Genomic DNA, 15152 nt, shown 5'->3' on the forward strand with positions numbered 1-15152 from the left:
GAATTTCATCAACTATTAATCAGTTGCCTTCCTATTTAAAAACGACTACAATTTTACTGTTATATATATGAACGAAAAAAAGAGAATAGGAGGGGAGACTATGCCAAGGAAAGTATGGCTATTAGTAGCTGGGATGATTATTAATGTCACGGGTGCTTCTTTTTTATGGCCTTTTAATACAATTTACTTACATGATAGTTTAGGGAAATCTTTATCAGTAGCCGGAATGGTATTAATGATCAACTCGCTTACTGGTGTAATCGGAAACTTGCTCGGCGGTGTTTTATTTGATAAATGGGGCGGTTATAAATCAATTTTAGTAGGGATTGTCATTACACTTGTATCGATTTTAGGTCTTGTATTTTTCCATGGTTGGCCGTTATATGTTGTGTGGCTAGCATTAATCGGATTCGGTTCTGGAATGGTGTTTCCATCGATGTATGCGATGGTTGGTACGGTTTGGCCAGAAGGCGGGAGACGAGCGTTCAATGCAATGTATGTTGGACAAAATGTTGGTATTGCTATTGGAACAGCGTGCGGTGGATTAGTTGCGTCTTATCGTTTTGATTATATTTTCTTAGCGAACTTTATTTTATACTTTATTTTCTTCTTAATTGCGTTTATTGGATTTCGTGGTATGGAAGCAAAAAAAGAGCAAGAGGTACAAAAAGAAGCCGAAACGAAAAAAGGTTGGTCACTTACACCTGGATTTAAAGCACTTCTTATCGTATGTGTAGCATATGCTTTATGCTGGGTTACATACGTACAGTGGCAAGGGGCAATTGCGACGTATATGCAAGAGTTAAATATTAGCCTTCGTCATTATAGTTTACTATGGACAATAAACGGGGCGATGATTGTTTGTGCGCAGCCGCTTGTTAGTATGCTAATTCGCTGGATGAAGCGCTCTTTAAAACAGCAAATTATGATTGGAATTATCATTTTTGCGGCGTCGTTTATTGTTTTAAGTCAAGCGCAGCAATTTACGATGTTCCTCGTTGCGATGGTGACATTGACAATTGGTGAATTATTCGTATGGCCGGCAATTCCAACCATTGCAAATATACTTGCGCCGAAAGATAAGCTAGGATTTTATCAAGGTGTTGTAAATAGCGCAGCGACTGTAGGGAAAATGTTCGGACCGGTCGTTGGCGGAGCGATTGTTGACTTATACAATATGGAAGTATTGTTTATAGCGATCATGGTAATGCTTGTAGTAGCGCTTATAGCAACGAGTATTTATGATAGACGAGTAAAAGTAGAAGAAACAGTTGAAGAAAAAATTGCAGTTTAGTTTGACGGAACATGCAACATGTTTTAGAATATATTTAAATAAATAGTAATAAAATATCCTTTGGAACAAGGGAGTTAGCTCGGCTGTCCTAAGACGAATTCGTTAGTTAGCAAGAGTAACGATTAACCGAGAAGCCCTCGCTTCAAGTAAGCTCTTAAGAGATACTAAGTGGCGGGTAGTTCACATTAACTCATATTTGTAATAACAGTGAGAAGGAGTAGTAGTAATAGAAGCTGGTTTAGAGAGTTGACGGTCGGTGCAAGTCAATCCACGTTTCGTTATGAACTCGCCTTTGAGTTGCAGTTGTGAAATCATTAGTAGCAATTGCCGTTAATCCACGTTACGGATCTAAGCGAATGTATATATTACATTAATTTAGGGTGGTACCGCGGGAATCTATAACCTCTCGTCCCTTTCTAGGGATGAGAGGTTTTTTGTATTTTGGGCGGTGAAAATAAATCGAATTTCAAGGAGGATATCTCATGAGCTTTAATCATCAAAAAATTGAGAAGAAGTGGCAAGGTCATTGGGAAGAGAATAAAACATTCCGTACGCCAGATGAGACAGAAAAACCAAAATTTTATGCACTAGATATGTTCCCATATCCATCAGGTGCAGGCTTACACGTAGGGCATCCAGAAGGATATACAGCGACAGATATTTTATCTCGTATGAAGCGTATGCAAGGGTATAACGTTCTTCATCCAATGGGATGGGATGCATTCGGTCTTCCAGCAGAGCAATATGCACTTGATACTGGAAATAGCCCGGCAGAATTTACAGAGCTTAATATTAATACGTTCCGTAATCAAATTAAAGCATTAGGTTTCTCTTACGATTGGGATCGTGAAGTAAATACAACAGATCCAACCTACTACAAGTGGACACAATGGATCTTCCTAAAACTATTTGAAAAAGGTTTAGCTTACGTTGATGAAGTACCTGTAAACTGGTGCCCAGCACTTGGTACAGTACTTGCGAATGAAGAAATAATTGACGGTAAGAGTGAGCGTGGTGGACATCCAGTTGAGCGTCGTCCGATGAGACAGTGGATGTTAAAAATTACAGCTTACGGAGATCGTCTATTAGAAGATCTAGATGAGCTTGACTGGCCAGAAAGCTTAAAAGATATGCAGCGTAACTGGATCGGTCGTTCTGAAGGTGCAGAAGTACACTTCAACATCGATGGTACAGATGAGAAATTTACAGTTTTCACAACGCGTCCTGATACACTATTTGGTGCAAGCTACTGTGTACTTGCTCCAGAGCATGCACTTGTTGCTGACATTACAACAGCAGAGCAAAAAGAAGCTGTAGAAGCTTACATTGATTCTGTGAAAATGAAGAGTGACCTAGAGCGTACAGAACTTGCGAAAGAGAAAACTGGTGTATTCACTGGTGCTTACGCAGTTAACCCAGTAAATGGTGAGAAATTACCAATCTGGATCGCAGACTATGTTCTTGCAACTTACGGAACAGGTGCTGTAATGGCAGTTCCAGCTCATGATGAGCGTGACTATGAATTCGCATCAACGTTCAATCTTCCAATGAAGGAAGTTGTAAAAGGCGGAGACATTTCAAAAGAAGCATATACAGGCGATGGTGCGCACATAAACTCAGCATTCCTTGATGGTTTAAATAAAGAAGAAGCAATCGTAAAAATGATTGAGTGGCTTGAAGTAACAAGCGCAGGAAATCAAAAAGTAACGTACCGTCTACGTGACTGGTTATTTAGCCGTCAACGTTACTGGGGTGAGCCAATTCCAGTAATCCATTGGGAAGATGGTACAATGACAGCTGTGAAAGAAGAGGAATTACCATTAGTTCTTCCGAAAACAGAGAACATCCGTCCTTCAGGTACAGGTGAGTCACCACTTGCAAATATTGAAGAGTGGGTAAATGTTGTTGATCCTGAAACTGGTAAAAAAGGTCGTCGTGAAACAAATACAATGCCACAATGGGCTGGTAGCTGCTGGTACTACCTACGCTACATCGATCCAAACAACAGCGAAGCACTTGTAGATCCTGAAAAAGTAAAACAATGGCTTCCGGTTGATATTTATATCGGCGGAGCAGAGCACGCTGTACTTCACTTACTATATGCTCGTTTCTGGCATAAAGTATTATATGATATCGGTGTAGTTCCAACGAAAGAACCGTTCCAACAATTATTCAACCAAGGTATGATCTTAGGTGAAAACAACGAGAAAATGAGTAAATCAAAAGGTAACGTTGTAAACCCGGATGATATCGTAGCAAGCCACGGTGCAGATACACTTCGTCTATACGAAATGTTCATGGGACCATTAGATGCTTCAATCGCTTGGTCTGAAAATGGTCTTGACGGAGCTCGTCGTTTCCTAGACCGCGTATGGCGCCTATTCATTCAAGATAACGGTGAATTAAGTGAGAAAATTACTGATGCACCAAACAAAGAGCTTGAAAAAGCTTACCACCAAACAGTGAAGAAAGTAACAGAAGACTATGCAGAGCTTCGCTTCAACACAGCGATTTCTCAAATGATGGTATTCATCAACGATGCATACAAAGCTGAAACACTTCCGAAAGAATATGTAGAAGGTTTCGTAAAAATGATTGCACCAGTTGCACCTCATATCGGGGAAGAACTTTGGAGCAAGCTTGGATACAATGAAACAATCACATATGCAAGCTGGCCAACATTTGATGAGTCTAAACTTGTAGAAGATGAAGTTGAAATCGTTGTTCAAATTATGGGAAAAGTTCGCGCAAAATTAACAATGAGTAAAGACGCATCAAAAGAAGAAATGGAACAACTTGCACTTGAAGCAATTAAAGAACAAATCGAAGGAAAAGCAGTTCGTAAAGTAATTGTCGTTCCTGGAAAACTTGTTAACGTTGTTGCAAACTAATTAATGCTAAATAAAAGCTCAGAGCGTTTATGCTCTGAGCTTTTGTATGTGAAAAATAATCTCTGGATCACCTTCATCTAAGTTTTCGATCATTCCACTACGCATAAATCCATTCGCTTTAAAAACTTTTTGCATATTTGTATTCGATTCGTTCGTTGAAGAAAATATTTTTTGAGTAGGAGAATTATTTAACATATATGAGATTAATGAACTTGCATGACCTTGTCTTCTTTTCGTTGGCGAAACAATTATTAATGAGAGGAAAGTACAACCAAAGAAATTTGTATCGTATGTTAGAAAACCGGAAATAGAATTGTCCTCTTTTGCAATTATGCATTTTCCTTCATCAATAGCGTGTTTAATATAATTTCGTCTACTAGCATCTCCGATCACATCGATATCTATATGTACGATTGAATCTAAATCGTCGATTGAAGCCTTTGCTACGTTCTCCAATGGAAATGCCTCCTTTCAAATGAAGAAAAAATAATCAGTCAATTAATCCTATTATGAATGAAGAGCGAAGAAAAAGGTGCGGAATTCCCATATAGACAAACACCTATTCTTCTATAGAAAATATGATAAACAAGGTAGGCTAAATTGAGAAGAAGAGGTGAAAGGAATGAAAGGAATGAAAGGAATGGACAATAATGCACCACATGGCTTCTTCGGGGGCGGATCGGATAGTTATGGACAAATGATGTTCATGGGAGGAGATGGGCAACACGGGTATGGTGGAATCCCAAGTTGGATGGGGGGAACACAAGGAGGATTTCCAACATCAGTAGCTGGAGCACAAACAGGAATTCCGACATTAGTAGGAGGAGCACAAGGAGGAGTGCCTGTAGGTATGCCAACTACATTTCCATCTTTCGTGGGAGGAGCACAAGGAGGAGTACCTGTAGGTATGCCAACTACATTTCCATCTTTCGTGGGAGGCGTACAAACAGGATTTCCTGTACCTGGCGTCGGTGTTGTAGCTGGTGGAGTTGGTGGTTTCCCACAAGGTGTTCACGGTCATCATGTGCACCATGAGCATCACGGCCATCACGGTCATCACCAGCATCACGGTCATCATCAGCATCACGGCCATCATCAGCATCACGGCCATCATCAGCAACAAATACATCACCACGGTCATCATCAAATTCATCCGCAGGCTGTCCTTTATCAAACTCATCAAAGTCATCATCATGGTCACCAAGGCCAGCATCAACACCAAGGTCATCATCAGCAACAAGTACATCACCAAGGCCAGCACCAAATTCACCCGCAGGCTGTCCTTTATCAAACTCACCAAGGTCAACACCATCACCAAGGCCAACACCAAGGTCAACACCATCATCAAGGACAACACCATCATCAAGGGCAACACCATCACCAAGGGCAACACCATCACCAAGGGCAACATCACCATCAAGGGCAGCAACATCATCAAGGACAACATCACCACCAAGGGCAGCAACATCATCAAGGACAACAAAATCATCAAGGGCAACAACAAATTTGGTACGGTGGAGGAGCTGGAACTGCAGCGGGAACAGCTGGAATTACAGCTGGAGCAGCGGGTCATGCTGGACATGTGGGACATTAATGAATTACATGAAAAATTCTCTTGTGTACAAGGGGATTTTTTATTTTGAGGAAAAACATATTTGCAGTTCGAAATGCGATATTGATTCATTAGTAAAATACGAAGTTCATGACCTGTGAATGATAGTACAAAAAACTGCTAAGAATATTCTTAGCAGTTTCTCTTACATTATTTACCTGCGTTTGCCAATACCTCTTGACGTTGGCGTTCGATTTCAGCACGAAGTTGTGGTTCTGGTGCTTGCCAGCCTTCAGGTTTTAAAATTTTGCCGTCGCCTTCACGGAAGCGAGGTTTCCCATCAGGGAATAGTTTTGCCATGTTAGCGTTGTTTACAATTTCAAATCCTTTATCTGGACGTACGCCCATTTCTGCAAACGTTCCGAATGCAAAGTAAATAAGGTCAATAAGTGCATCATATTGATCTTCAACAGTGGTTGCTTCTAGAAATTCTTCTAACTCTTCTTGCATAAAGCTAGCACGAATTTTTGCACGCTCTTCTGTTAGTTTTGTTGGAGTATTTGTCACAGGATGTCCGAATTCTTCATGCATTTTTGCAACAAGTTCGTATCCTTTATCTAAACCTTTTTCGTTTGTCATGTTGTTTCATCCTTTCTCATTTTGTGCCGAAGTTTATTGTAACATAAGGTGATTATTTAATAAAAAGAACATCTTATGAGAAATAAGATGTTCGCTCGTTATTCTTCTTTCTTAATTAAAACGGATAAAATAAGATCGATGCCAAACATTCCGATGAGTAGCATTGGTATAACGACAAGTAAATAACGTGTGAAAGAAACATTTTTTAAGTATGTATGAGCAAATAAAAAGACGCCGAGAAATAAAATACCATTTAAAATAGGTTTTACTAATTTTTTAGACATAAGCTCCCCCGTAAATATCCCTTTTCTCTATTTAAAAATAAAAACTCCCCTCTCCGTTGTACCATGCCAGAGAGGGGAGTTCAATCATTAACTTATTCAATCACACCAGAATTTGTAATATTGACAGTGTATTTCACCTTAATAGGAACATCTTTATACATTCTTCGCCACTCTTCTAATTTGAATGGACGGTAATGTTCTTTATACCTTGCGCCGAGACCGAGTGGATCCACATTTAAAGATTTAAACTGTTTAATTAATTTGTTAGCTGTTGCATCTAATTGTTTTTCAACTGACTTTTCTATTTTTTTTGTGTTCTTTTTATTTTCTAAGTTGAACTGTTTAGATAGTTCTTGAATGCGTGCTTCTAGTTTAACGTGTATGAAAAATGATGGTTTACCATCTTTAATACTTACTTGGTAAGTTGGGACGGATCGAATATTATTAATGATTGTGTATCCTGAGTTTGCTTTAAATTCATGTGAATCTAAGCGATGTTTTTCCAATAAACCTTTAAAGGCGAACATATCGTGATAGTTAATTTTCCCAACATATTTATCTCTTTTTAAAAGTCCGATACCAGTAATTCTTATTTTATCTTTATCTTTTTTGAGTATTGGTAAATAAGAATCTTGACCTTCACGATAATATCGATAGGCTCCTAAATGTAGATTGTCAGTAGGTAAAGGACCCGTTTTCATATTATGGTCTAACATTTTCTTTATATAAATTGCAACGTTAGATGATGTTGTATATTTACCTTTTAGTAAGTCTAGTCCTGTTCCCTCTAATAAACCGACATAAATAGAGTTCCCGATATTCACATCACGAATTAACGTGTCAAAGGAAGTTGACAACCCTTTTTTGGCGATTTTTGTAGTAAATAAAGCAAAACGCATTTGTCCACTTGCAAACGGCTGAGAGGATTCTAAAGATATATCCGCTTTTACTTGTTTTACTGCGTTTCCTACTCCTTCAAGGACTTGAACTTTATTACCTTTTTTCTGTATAGGACAAACGAATGTGACTTTTACTTTATTATCTTTTGCTGTATCAAAAACAGCCCCTTGAATGAGATTGACATCATCGATAATATTTTTTTGTAAGCAACCAGTTAGACTAAGGATGCTGATACAAGAAAGAAGCATTAATTTTCTTTTGATTTTTTCCATTTTCTTTTCACCCACACAATAATAAATAGAATTGGGATGTATATGTAAATAAGCCAAAAACTAATTCTTGACGCATTGCTAATAAAGTCATTAATATCATGTCTGTTTGTTAAAAGTTGTGAAACAATGAGGGTAATGAGCAAAAAAGTAATTAAAACACCTCTTTGTTTTACACGAAATATTTCGTGTGTTCCTCTTGTCGCTGCCCATAAAGGAAGAATGAAGCTCGTAACAATAACGAGAGCATAAGCTGAGATTGCAATGTACTCTAGCCTTTCTATGAAAGGAAGTTGGATAACCTGAGTCATAGAGAGCTGGGCCCAAATTGTTTTGGATAATTGTTTTTCGCTAAAGAATGTAAAAGCTAAGAGGGTGCTAAATAAATATAAAAGATTAGAGAATAGCGCACCGTATTGTGCAAATTTATGAGATTTCTTAGACTCTTTTACAAATGGATAAATCATAAGAAAAATTTCAAATCCGCTCATAGTATAGATTGATAATTGAGATGCTTTTAAAATGTCTGAAAATGAATGTGAAAATACAGGGAGTAAATTAGACCAGTGAGTGTATTTTAAGATAAAAAGGCTAATGAAAAGATATCCGAGTGTCCCGCCGATAGAAATGACACAGATACCAGTAATAACACGAAAACCAGATGAGATAATATAATAACCGACTAAGCATAGAAAAGTTGTTAGCATCCAAATCGAAGCAGAAGGAAACATCCATACTTGAATAATTTCTACATATGTTCGAACGACAGAAATACTGACCATTAAAAAATACACCATAAAGATAATGTTAATCCCATTCCCAAGCCACTTTCCGAATGTTTGTTTATGCAAATCAATTAAATTGCCATCTATACCTTTTAGTGAGGAATACATCATCCATAGGAGAATATGAATGATGATTCCTGTGAGAAGGACACCTATCCAGCCATCGTATCCAGCTGCTTTCGCAATAATGCGGGCAAATCCGAGAACACCAGCACCAAATTGTGCACCGTGAATTAAGAAGAAGACGAAGATAGGTGATATTTGGTGTTCTGCTTTAATTTTACTCATCGATGCACCTCATTTCTTAATCATCAAAATCAGATGTATGTTTTGTTGAAATTCCGTTTGCTGATTTCTTAACATGCTGTGGTCTAGCTTGTACATCTCTTGTATCAATCATCGTTAATGGAAAACGAATCCATGAATCTTTCATTGATTGTTGTCTAGTTGGATAAAAAAGTGCGTACGGTTTACGTAAAGAAGTTAGTCTAAAAAGATGGGTAAATAAAAAGATAAATCCAAGAGAAATACCAAATAGACCACCTATTTCTGCAAATGCGAGAAATGGGAAACGTAGTAAACGAACGGCGTTACCCATTTTATAAATGGGTGTAATAAAGGAAGCTAACGCTGATAAGGCAACGATAATTAATAAAATGTTACTCGTTAACCCAGCTTGAACAGATGCTTGTCCAATTACGATACCACCTACAATACCGAGTGTTTGTCCTACTTTCATCGGTAACCTAGCCCCAGCTTCTCTTAATAAATCAATAACTAATTCCAAAAAGAGTGCTTCGATTAAAGGTGGGAATGGTACTTGTGCTCTTGATAAAATCAATGTTTCAAGCAAATCGCTTGGAATGAGTTCGTAATGATAACTTAAAACGGCAACATATAATGGGGCTGCACAAATTGAGAAAAGAACCGCGATAAGTCGTAAAATCCTTGAAAATGTAGCGTACAGCCAAGAGACGTTATAGTCTTCTGGTGAAATAAAGAAATCGAAATATGATACAGGAGTTAGTAGAACGTTTGGTGAACCGTCAACAAAAATTGCAATTTTGCCATCAATAAGTGCCTTTGTCACTCTATCAGTTCGTTCTGTATTGATATATAATGGAAAAATTGATTTTTCGCCCATTAACTCTTGAAGATAAGCACTATCATTAATTTGATCGTATTCAAGAGCTCGCAATGATTCTTCGAGAAAATCCACATTATCCTTTTCTGCAAGGTTGTCTAAATACATTATTACAACCTTTGTTTTCGAAAAGGAGCCAATTATCATTTCTTTTGTTTGCAGTTCTAATACTGGAAGGCGTTTACGGACTAAATTAATATTTGTATCAATAGCTTCTACAAAACCTTCTTGTGGACCGATAACTGTTGATTCATTTAATGGAGGGCTTGGTGCCCGGTAAGTATCAATTGCAATGTTTGCAAGCATACACTTTTGATCTTGCTGGTTCAATTGAATAATTGCATGTCCTTTTAAAACCATGTCCTCAATTTTTTGTAAGTCGTTCGTAATTGTAATACCGCTCATTGGCATATGTTCTTTTAGCTCCTCAAGAGAAGAACAAGAGCGTTCTAAAAGTGTAGGCATTAAATACTTTTGAAGCTTTTCTCCATCAAGTGAAGGACGGTAGTAAGAAATCCAATAAGGCATCGTTTCATCATCAGATGTATGATAATTAACAAAGTCACTAGACATTTTTAGTTTTGCTATTAAGTCTTGTAGAGAATGAATATGGTCCTTTTCTGGTTTGCTAAAGTCATAAATGCTGTTACTTCCAGCGCTTTGAGAAGGATTCTTTTGTGCAGCCGGTTGCTGTTTGTCTTGAGAAGGATTCTTTTGTGCAGCTGGTTGCTGTTTGTCTTGAGAAGGATTCTTTTGTGCAGTCGGTTGCTGTTTGTCTTGAGAAGGATTCTTTTGTGCAGCCGGTTGCTGTTTGTTTTGAGAAGAATCTTCTTGTGTAGATTGCTGCTGTTTGTCTTGAGAAGAATCCTCTTGTGAAGCCTGTTGCTGCTTGTTTTGAGAAGAATCCTCTTGTGAAGCCTGTTGCTGCTTGTTTTGAGAAGAATCCTCTTGTGAAGCCTGTTGCTGCTTGTTTTGAGAAGAATCCTCTTGTGTAGACTGTTGCTGTTTGTTTTGAGAAGAATCTTCTTGTGTAGACTGTTGTTGTTTGCTTTGAGAAGAATCCTCTTGTGTAGATTGCTGCTGTTTGTCTTGTGAAGAATCCTCAGTTTGTTCTCCATTTTTTTGCTGGCTATTCTTATCTTGGTTATGTTTCATGCTTCTAGTTTTCTTTTTGTTATTGTTCTCTTGATCGTTATACTGTTGTTCCGAGTCGTTTGTCTCTTTTGCTTCTGCTGTATTTGAGTTTTTTTTCTTACGTAACCAATTCCAAATCATATGTATGCCCTCTTTGATTGTGTAATATAGTGCTATTTTGTGGCTAATTTTGTATATTATTCATTTATTTATGAAAAGAAGGAGGAGATTGGTTTGCATAGAAAAAATCCTTTAGTAAGCAGTTCATAATATGACGGGAAGAAGGCGAGTCTGTGCAAATTGTAAAAAAGGAGAAGTTTGTTTTAAAAGAGTTTGTGTTTGAAAATGGTAGGGAGATTCCTGTTCAAATGGGGTATGAGACGTATGGTGCTTTAAATAGAGAAAAATCAAATGCGATTTTGGTTTGTCACTATTTTAGTGCAACAAGTCATGCGGCAGGAAAGTATACAGAGCATGATGAGGAAGCTGGTTGGTGGGATGGATTAATTGGACCTGGGAAAGCAATTGATACAAATAAATATTTCGTTATATGTACTGATAACCTTTGTAATGTACAGGTGAAGAACCCCTACGTGATTACAACGGGACCAAAATCGATAAATCCGATGACTGGTTTTGAGTATGCGATGGATTTTCCAGTTTTCACATTTTTAGATGTAGCACGTATGCAATATGAGTTAATAAAAGATATGGGGATTGCTAGATTGCATGCTGTAATGGGACCGTCGGCAGGTGGGATGATTGCGCAGCAATGGGCTGTCCACTATCCTCATATGGTAGAACGAATGATTGGAGTTATTACGAATCCGCAAAACCCAATTATAACGTCGGGAAATGTAGCGCAAAATGCGATCGAAGCAATTCAGCTTGATCCAAATTGGAAAGGTGGAAAGTACGGAGAGGAACAACCAACGAAGGGGCTTCATTTGGCGAATAAAATGATGTTTATGAACGCATTTGATGAACATTTTTATGAAACGGCATTCCCGCGGAACAGTATAGAAATGGCACCTTATCAGCAATTTTCTGCATTAACATCATTTGAGAAAGAAATAAATAAAGTGACATGTAAAAGTATAGATTTAGTAGATGCAAATTCATGGATGTACACTACAAAAGCAGTCTTATTACATGATATTGCACATGGATTTTCTTCCTTAGAAGAGGCTCTTTCTAAGATTGAAGCGAATGTACTCATGATTCCATGTAAACAAGATTTACTTCAGCCGCCTCGTTACAATTATAAAATGGTAGAAATTTTGCAAAAGCAAGGGAAGTATGCAGAAGTATATGAGATAGAAAGTATAAATGGGCATATGGCAGGAGCGTTAGATGTTCATTTATTTGAAAAGAAAGTTTATGAGTTTTTAAACCGGAAAGTATCTAGTTTTGTGTAGGAAATAATTAATGTGGAAAGGTGCATGATTTATAGTAGGCACCTTTTTTTACATGATTTGCAGACGGAAAATATATGAAGCGATTGATAAACCGAAGAAAGCTATACTAAGTAATAGAAATAAGAATGACATTTCTTGAGGGGATTTTATCTTTTTATTATTTTTCATACTAAGAGCAATAACTGCAACAATTAAAAAAATGATGCCCATAATGAAAAGAAAAAGTGTCATTTTAACTGGCTCCTTTCATCAAACAAGTATATTGAGGATACAATGCGCTAGTTATGTTTGTAAAGAATAAGTTTTGCGGGAAAATTGAGAAATACATGTTCCATTCTTTGCGTTCCTTCCTTCGCGTGCTAAAATTGATGAGAAATGATTGTTTAAAGAAGAAACTGAAGGTTTTATTGTATATAAGGAGGAACTACATATGACAGAAGTAAAAACAATTACTACAGAAGAAGTGAAAGAGCGTTTAGAAAATGGAGAAACATTATTTTTAGTAGATGTAAGGGAAGATGAAGAAGTAGCGGCAGGGAAAATTCCGGAAGCTGTACATATTAAAATGGGCGATATTCCAAACAAAGTAGATTTCTTTGAGAAAGAGAATGAATATATCTTTATTTGCCGTTCAGGAATGCGTAGTGAAAATGTATGCCATTATTTAAATGAGCAAGGATTTAAAACAGTGAATATGGTTGGCGGTATGCTTCAATATGAAGGCGAAACTAAATAAGTAGTTGCAAAAACTTGAAACGTGTTTGTTTCAAGTTTTTTTCTTTTGCATACAGTGTATAAAAGGGGGGTAGGTAAATGGGGATTAACATGCGTAAAGTAAAAATTATAAATAATACAGGAGCTGTTAATGTCGGTGACTGTTATGATATCTCACCTTTAGCTGTGGCAAAAATATATGCTGGTGCTGGAGGATCGAGTGCGGCTGTTTTTTTAAATGGGAAACGACAGCCAGAAGCTGTGATTAGAACATCAGTGTTTCTTCCGCCATTAGCGACGAGTACACGTACATTAGGTGCATAAAGGAAAGGTAGAGTGTAAGTATGCCTGCGCATATAAAAGAGTTTATTATTGTTAATAATACTGGGAATATATTTACCGGTGATAATTTGAGTGATACATCGTTTACTGCTTCGAAATCGTATAGTGGTTCAACGGGTTGCACTTGGATTGATGTTGTTACAGTAATAGGAACGGAGACGAAGCTTTGTTTACAGCCGGGAGATTCTGTGACGACAACATATACACGAGGTACTCCTGCTAGTAATCTAACAAGAGCAAATACGGGGCAAGGTGCAAATGTATCAAATATAGTACAAAGTGTCCCTAATACAGATAATATGGATTCAACAGCTGGACTCCCCTAAGAAATTAGGGGAGTTTTTATTTAAAAGAAGTATTGGAAACACTATAAATGGAAACCCGCTCGCTGGAACGATAAATGCTCCTTTAGTTGGCGTGAGTTCATTAAATGCGACAATTATTACTAACTTGCCTGCTGGAGCCGCTGTTAGCTTGCACTTATCTGGATTGCTTGGGGTTACATTATCTACGACAACGCCAGGGGCTACTCTCACTATTATTAGATTAAGTTAATAAGTAGAAAAACCTTGGAACTTTTATGTTTCAAGGTTTTTTTATCCCAGTATTTGAGAGTCGTTCTCGCTAATCAGAGGGGAATTGATAACTTTCTATTGTTTAAAGTTTCACTTTATTCACCTTAGCAAAAACATCACGTTTCAAAAATATATTATAATAGAATGAAGAAAGGGATAAATTTGGCAGAAAGGGAGAGTGGCGATGCAGGAGAAGGTTAAAGATTTTTTCGGACGCCCACTTCAAGATTTGCGCATCTCTGTCATTGATCGTTGTAATTTACGGTGTACGTATTGTATGCCAGCGGAAGTGTTTGGTCCTGATTATGCTTTTTTGAAAGATGAGTTTTTACTGACATTTGATGAAATCGAGCGATTAGCAAAAGTATTTGTTAGCATCGGTGTACGGAAAATTAGACTTACTGGCGGTGAGCCATTGCTCCGTAAGGACTTAACAAAACTTATCGAACGTCTCGTGAAAATTGACGGTTTAGTAGATCTAGGATTAACGACAAATGCGATTCATTTAACGAAGCAAGCGAAGGCGTTAAAAGAAGCGGGGTTACACCGAGTAAATGTTAGTTTGGATGCGATAGATGATAATGTGTTCCGTGCAATTAATGGCCGGAATATGAATACGAAACCAGTGTTAAAAGGAATTATGGCAGCGAAAGAAGCAGGCCTTGAAGTGAAGGTAAATATGGTTGTGAAAAAAGGGATGAACGATCATCAAGTACTTCCGGTTGCTGCGTATTTTAAAGAACAAGGAATTTCACTTAGATTTATTGAGTTTATGGATGTTGGTAGTACGAATGGATGGAATTTTGATCAAGTTATTACGAAACGAGAATTAATTGATATGATTCATGGGGTGTATCCAATTGAGCCAGCTGAAGATCATTATTTTGGGGAGGTTGCGAAGCGGTATCGATACGTTGGAACGAATGTAGAGGTTGGTTTTATTACCTCTGTTTCTGAGTCATTTTGTTCTTCTTGTACGAGAGCAAGAATTTCAGCAGATGGAAAGTTTTATACTTGCTTGTTTGCGGCAGAAGGAATAGATTTAAGGAAACTTCTGAGGGAAAACCTTTCAGATAATGAGTTATTAAAAGCTATACAAGATGTATGGGAGAATAGAAAAGATCGATATTCAGATGAACGGACAGAAGAAAGTGCGAAAAATCGTCCGAAAATTGAAATGTCTTATATAGGAGGATAAGAAAGGGGGATGT

General features: G+C 37.6%; 15 protein-coding genes, 1 pseudogene and 1 other annotated feature. Of the genes and pseudogenes, 9 read left to right on the forward strand and 7 right to left on the reverse strand.

Annotation, left to right across the window (positions count from 1 at the left end):
* The first annotated feature begins 100 nt into the window (after positions 1-100).
* Both JTF23_RS12140 and leuS read left to right on the forward strand, forming a co-directional pair.
* Positions 101-1294, forward strand: coding sequence for an MDR family MFS transporter (locus JTF23_RS12140; protein ID WP_016106406.1), 1194 nt, complete (start codon positions 101-103; stop codon positions 1292-1294).
* Positions 1295-1492: 198 nt separating this feature from the next.
* Positions 1493-1711, forward strand: a binding site (T-box leader).
* 65 nt (positions 1712-1776) lie between these two features.
* A complete protein-coding gene (gene leuS, locus JTF23_RS12145; RefSeq protein WP_016106405.1) occupies positions 1777-4185 on the forward strand; it encodes a leucine--tRNA ligase in 2409 nt (802 codons plus the stop codon).
* Between the two features lie 27 nt (positions 4186-4212).
* On the opposite strand, the gene JTF23_RS12150 is transcribed toward leuS, so the two are convergent.
* Positions 4213-4641 carry a GNAT family N-acetyltransferase gene (locus tag JTF23_RS12150; protein ID WP_204208851.1) on the reverse strand — a complete coding sequence of 143 codons (429 nt, stop codon included), beginning with the start codon at positions 4639-4641 and terminating at the stop codon, positions 4213-4215.
* Positions 4642-4816: 175 nt separating this feature from the next.
* Between JTF23_RS12150 and JTF23_RS12155 the strand changes: the two genes are divergently transcribed.
* Positions 4817-5779 carry a VrrB protein gene (locus tag JTF23_RS12155; protein ID WP_204208873.1) on the forward strand — a complete coding sequence of 321 codons (963 nt, stop codon included), beginning with the start codon at positions 4817-4819 and terminating at the stop codon, positions 5777-5779.
* A gap of 168 nt (positions 5780-5947) precedes the next feature.
* Here JTF23_RS12155 and JTF23_RS12160 read toward each other — a convergent pair whose 3' ends face one another.
* The 5 genes from JTF23_RS12160 to JTF23_RS12180 form a co-directional block, all read right to left on the reverse strand.
* Positions 5948-6376, reverse strand: coding sequence for a pyrophosphohydrolase domain-containing protein (locus JTF23_RS12160; protein WP_204208852.1), 429 nt, complete (start codon positions 6374-6376; stop codon positions 5948-5950).
* A gap of 98 nt (positions 6377-6474) precedes the next feature.
* Positions 6475-6660, reverse strand: coding sequence for a hypothetical protein (locus tag JTF23_RS12165; RefSeq protein ID WP_002129504.1), 186 nt, complete (start codon positions 6658-6660; stop codon positions 6475-6477).
* Between the two features lie 92 nt (positions 6661-6752).
* Positions 6753-7832: a Ger(x)C family spore germination protein gene (locus JTF23_RS12170; RefSeq protein ID WP_204208853.1), complete on the reverse strand. Its 1080-nt coding sequence runs from the start codon at positions 7830-7832 to the stop codon at positions 6753-6755.
* Entirely contained in the window at positions 7808-8902 is a 1095-nt protein-coding gene (locus JTF23_RS12175) for a spore germination protein (RefSeq protein WP_078180090.1), read from the reverse strand. The genes JTF23_RS12170 and JTF23_RS12175 overlap by 25 nt, the downstream gene beginning before the upstream one ends.
* A gap of 16 nt (positions 8903-8918) precedes the next feature.
* Complete coding sequence (locus JTF23_RS12180) at positions 8919-11033, reverse strand: spore germination protein (RefSeq protein ID WP_204208854.1); 2115 nt, start codon at positions 11031-11033, stop codon at positions 8919-8921.
* Between the two features lie 152 nt (positions 11034-11185).
* Between JTF23_RS12180 and JTF23_RS12185 the strand changes: the two genes are divergently transcribed.
* On the forward strand, positions 11186-12310 hold the full coding sequence (locus JTF23_RS12185) for a homoserine O-acetyltransferase family protein (protein ID WP_204208855.1): 1125 nt from the start codon (positions 11186-11188) through the stop codon (positions 12308-12310).
* Between the two features lie 48 nt (positions 12311-12358).
* On the opposite strand, the gene JTF23_RS12190 is transcribed toward JTF23_RS12185, so the two are convergent.
* Entirely contained in the window at positions 12359-12541 is a 183-nt protein-coding gene (locus JTF23_RS12190) for a hypothetical protein (RefSeq protein ID WP_002160171.1), read from the reverse strand.
* A 199-nt stretch (positions 12542-12740) separates the two neighbouring features.
* Between JTF23_RS12190 and JTF23_RS12195 the strand changes: the two genes are divergently transcribed.
* The 5 genes and pseudogenes from JTF23_RS12195 to moaA all read left to right on the forward strand — a co-directional run bounded on the left by JTF23_RS12195 (position 12741) and on the right by moaA (position 15139).
* On the forward strand, positions 12741-13046 hold the full coding sequence (locus JTF23_RS12195) for a rhodanese-like domain-containing protein (RefSeq protein WP_204208856.1): 306 nt from the start codon (positions 12741-12743) through the stop codon (positions 13044-13046).
* Between the two features lie 77 nt (positions 13047-13123).
* Positions 13124-13348: a spore germination protein gene (locus JTF23_RS12200; protein WP_000512595.1), complete on the forward strand. Its 225-nt coding sequence runs from the start codon at positions 13124-13126 to the stop codon at positions 13346-13348.
* Positions 13349-13368: 20 nt separating this feature from the next.
* Complete coding sequence (locus JTF23_RS12205; protein ID WP_204208857.1) at positions 13369-13692, forward strand: hypothetical protein; 324 nt, start codon at positions 13369-13371, stop codon at positions 13690-13692.
* Between the two features lie 40 nt (positions 13693-13732).
* Positions 13733-13921 (forward strand): annotated as a pseudogene (locus JTF23_RS12210) (BclA C-terminal domain-containing protein); the annotation flags it as partial.
* A gap of 204 nt (positions 13922-14125) precedes the next feature.
* Positions 14126-15139, forward strand: coding sequence for a GTP 3',8-cyclase MoaA (moaA, locus tag JTF23_RS12215; RefSeq protein ID WP_204208858.1), 1014 nt, complete (start codon positions 14126-14128; stop codon positions 15137-15139).
* Positions 15140-15152 lie beyond the last annotated feature (13 nt).

The organism is Bacillus sp. RIT 809 (assembly GCF_016892495.1).
GTDB lineage: Bacteria > Bacillota > Bacilli > Bacillales > Bacillaceae_G > Bacillus_A > Bacillus_A cereus_U.

Bases quoted from the DNA above. Each gene is read 5' to 3' on its own strand.
- JTF23_RS12205 (WP_204208857.1), top strand. From the start codon at position 13,369: ATGCCTGCGCATATAAAAGAGTTTATTATTGTTAATAATACTGGGAAT.
- JTF23_RS12140 (WP_016106406.1), top strand. From the start codon at position 101: ATGCCAAGGAAAGTATGGCTATTAGTAGCTGGGATGATTATTAATGTC.
- JTF23_RS12155 (WP_204208873.1), top strand. From the start codon at position 4,817: ATGAAAGGAATGGACAATAATGCACCACATGGCTTCTTCGGGGGCGGA.
- JTF23_RS12160 (WP_204208852.1), bottom strand. From the start codon at position 6,376: ATGACAAACGAAAAAGGTTTAGATAAAGGATACGAACTTGTTGCAAAA.
- JTF23_RS12190 (WP_002160171.1), bottom strand. From the start codon at position 12,541: ATGACACTTTTTCTTTTCATTATGGGCATCATTTTTTTAATTGTTGCA.
- leuS (WP_016106405.1), top strand. From the start codon at position 1,777: ATGAGCTTTAATCATCAAAAAATTGAGAAGAAGTGGCAAGGTCATTGG.
- JTF23_RS12195 (WP_204208856.1), top strand. From the start codon at position 12,741: ATGACAGAAGTAAAAACAATTACTACAGAAGAAGTGAAAGAGCGTTTA.
- JTF23_RS12170 (WP_204208853.1), bottom strand. From the start codon at position 7,832: ATGGAAAAAATCAAAAGAAAATTAATGCTTCTTTCTTGTATCAGCATC.
- moaA (WP_204208858.1), top strand. From the start codon at position 14,126: ATGCAGGAGAAGGTTAAAGATTTTTTCGGACGCCCACTTCAAGATTTG.
- JTF23_RS12180 (WP_204208854.1), bottom strand. From the start codon at position 11,033: ATGATTTGGAATTGGTTACGTAAGAAAAAAAACTCAAATACAGCAGAA.
- JTF23_RS12200 (WP_000512595.1), top strand. From the start codon at position 13,124: ATGGGGATTAACATGCGTAAAGTAAAAATTATAAATAATACAGGAGCT.
- JTF23_RS12165 (WP_002129504.1), bottom strand. From the start codon at position 6,660: ATGTCTAAAAAATTAGTAAAACCTATTTTAAATGGTATTTTATTTCTC.
- JTF23_RS12175 (WP_078180090.1), bottom strand. From the start codon at position 8,902: ATGAGTAAAATTAAAGCAGAACACCAAATATCACCTATCTTCGTCTTC.